The sequence below is a fragment of the Bradyrhizobium valentinum genome (assembly GCF_001440405.1).
Taxonomy (GTDB): Bacteria; Pseudomonadota; Alphaproteobacteria; order Rhizobiales; family Xanthobacteraceae; genus Bradyrhizobium; species Bradyrhizobium valentinum.
The window spans coordinates 15,476-18,057 of sequence record NZ_LLXX01000178.1 but is presented as its reverse complement, the minus strand read 5'-3'; the positions used below and the strand labels follow the sequence as shown (position 1 = coordinate 18,057).

The window sequence follows — 2,582 nt, the reverse complement described above, 5'->3', positions numbered from 1 at the left end:
GGGTGTTCGCAAACTCAGCTTACCCCTGACCACCTGCCACCCCATAGGATCTACAAGCCCGGCGAGCCTTCGGAAACGCTGCGTCAGGCAGCCTGCGAACGTAGTGGCGGCGACGTAGCCGTGAATGGAAGCCGGCGCAGCTCGGGCCGCGGCGTAGACTTTTGGCAAAGCGCATAATCCACTTGCCAATGCTCGCTTCGCCGTCAAACCTCACTTCGTATATTTGGAGATTGATGGAAGTTGAACTCCCGGAGGCGACGAAGATGAGAACAACTGAATCGCAGAATGCTGCCAGGCATCTGAAGTCTTGGGCTCCGACCTTGTTCGTCGCCGTTCTTCTGTTCGTTTTTGCGTTCATCGCACTGGAAGTGACCGAAGGAGAGCCTATCGCGTTCGACCGTTGGTTGATGGTCGCCTTTCGCCATGCGTCCGACTTGTCGCGGCCAATCGGGCCGCCATGGTTGCTGGACATTGTGCGAGACATCACCGCACTGGGCAGCACCGCGGTACTTGCACTGCTGGTAACGGTTGTGACCACGTTCCTTTTTGCCATAGGCAAACGTCACGCCGGTTTGTTCGTCCTGACGACGGTCCTGAGCGGCGCCATTCTCAATACCCTTCTCAAGCTTGCCTTTGCGCGAGCGCGCCCCGATCTCGTCGCTCAACTCACTCAGGTCTCTACGCTGAGCTTCCCGAGCGGGCACGCAGCGATTTCGGCTGTCTGCTATCTGACGCTCGGCTTGATGCTTGCTCAAACGCAAACTTCTCGCTCTGTTCGCATCCATCTTATACTGACCGCCGCGATCCTGACCCTGCTGGTCGGAGTCAGCCGCATATATCTCGGAGTTCATTATCCGAGCGATGTGTTGGCGGGCTGGTGCTTCGGCACTTCGTGGGCGCTAATTTGCCAGATGCTCATGTCGTATTTTCAGCGCACCGGAAGGATCGAGCAGCCGAGCGACTGAAGGCGCACGAATTTCCGCCGCCATCGTACGGATCGACCAGTGCGTCGCGTCGACGGGTGTGGTGCGCAACGTCCGCAGGCGTGCGCGGCGAACTGGCCCGGCGTGCCGCACTGCCGCATTTTTCTCTCGCAAACCGACCGTCCCGGCCTCGCGCCTTTTGACGGTCAGGGCTATCCTTTCTTTCTGATCGTGCTTACGGCGAACCGCATGAAGCTTGGCCCCGGCGGCTGCGGGGTGCAAGAAATGAGCCGTTCGGCTTTCGTTGGTGATCAAATGACGCATGGCGGCCAAAAGGGTTTCGGCATGACCAAGCACGGCCGATCGGGGCACGCGACCCGATCGCCGCGTTTCCGCTTCCTGCAGAAGCTCGAAGCGCAGAAGAATGATCGCAAGGACCGCTCTCGGATCAAGGATCCGAAACGGTCCGTCGAAGAACTATTCCATCCCCGGAAGCCGAGATGAGCCTAGCTATCCTTGGATGAGCTCCGGGGTAGGCATATTCGGAAATTCGGCGCTTGTGCTCAGTACGCAAAGGGAGCTCAGGGACTGACAGGAATACGGCGTTCATCCCGTTATTCGGCGGGCGCACCAATGAGCGAGCTGTACGTCAGTTCCGCTTGATGATCCAGTGCGGTTCCTTTCGCGCAGCCCTGAACCACGGCATCCTCTCGCCTTTGCGCGAAGGGATGCTTATGTTGCGCAGTACCTGCAGCGGCCCCAAAGCGATAATGGGAGGTATGCTCATGGACGCGCCCAGCAAGGAGTTTGCGCTGGCGGGCAGCCTTGAGGAGCTGAAGATCAAGGGGCGGCTCGTTGTGCACGGTAGCCATCGTCCGATCCTCGTCATCTACGACCGCGGCCGCGTCTTCGCCCTCGACAATCGGTGCCCGCACATGGGCTTCCCGCTCGAGTGCGGCAGTGTCGAGGACGGCATCTTGACCTGTCACTGGCACCACGCTCGCTTCGATCTCGAAAGCGGCTGCACCTTCGACCTATGGGCGGACGATGTGCCGATCTGCCCGGTCGAGGTGCGCAATGGTGACGTCTGGGTGAAGACCACGTTCACCCATGCCGATCTCGCCGCGCACTGGCATCAGCGGCTTGCGAACGGCCTCGCCCACGACCTCGGCCTCGTCATTGCCAAGGCCGTGCATGGTCAGCTCGCGGCCGGCGTACTGCAAGCCGAAATCGTACGACAGGTGGCACTGTTCGGGGCGCAAAATCGCGACGGCTGGGGCGTGGGTCTTACGATTCTGACGGCACTCGCCAATCTCCTGCCTGTGCTGCCGGACGAGGACGCCTATCTCGCTCTGTTCCACGGCGCAGGCCGCGTGGCGGCGGATTGTGACGGCGAGGCGCCGCGGCGGGAACGGGCGCCGCTTGGAAGCCGACCGGATCCGGCCGCGCTCAAACGCTGGCTGCGGCGTTGGGCAAACGTGCGCCATCGCGAGGCGGCCGAGCGCACGCTGCTCACGGCGATTGCGGCCGGCCTCTCTCCGGCTGAACTCGCTGATGCCCTGTTCGCCGCCGAGACCGAGCGGGCTTTCGCCGACACCGGGCACTCGCTCGACTTCATCAACAAGGCGTTCGAGTGCCTCGACCTGGTCGGCTGGCAAC

3 protein-coding genes are annotated in these 2,582 nt (G+C 61.6%); 2 read left to right on the top strand and 1 reads right to left on the bottom strand.

The window, feature by feature from the left end:
• The first annotated feature begins 233 nt into the window (after positions 1-233).
• Entirely contained in the window at positions 234-965 is a 732-nt protein-coding gene (locus CP49_RS32795; RefSeq protein WP_057854266.1) for a phosphatase PAP2 family protein, read from the top strand.
• On the opposite strand, the gene CP49_RS46420 is transcribed toward CP49_RS32795, so the two are convergent.
• Positions 900-1,280: a hypothetical protein gene (locus CP49_RS46420; protein WP_197423300.1), complete on the bottom strand. Its 381-nt coding sequence runs from the start codon at positions 1,278-1,280 to the stop codon at positions 900-902. The two genes, CP49_RS32795 and CP49_RS46420, sit on opposite strands and share 66 nt — an antisense overlap.
• Before the next feature lie 428 nt (positions 1,281-1,708).
• Between CP49_RS46420 and CP49_RS32785 the strand changes: the two genes are divergently transcribed.
• A partial coding sequence (locus tag CP49_RS32785; RefSeq protein WP_245310983.1) for a Rieske (2Fe-2S) protein occupies positions 1,709-2,582 on the top strand: 874 nt, incomplete at its 3' end.

Coding starts and splice junctions, on each gene's coding strand:
- CP49_RS32795 (WP_057854266.1), top strand. CDS start 234: ATGGAAGTTGAACTCCCGGAGGCGACGAAGATGAGAACAACTGAATCG.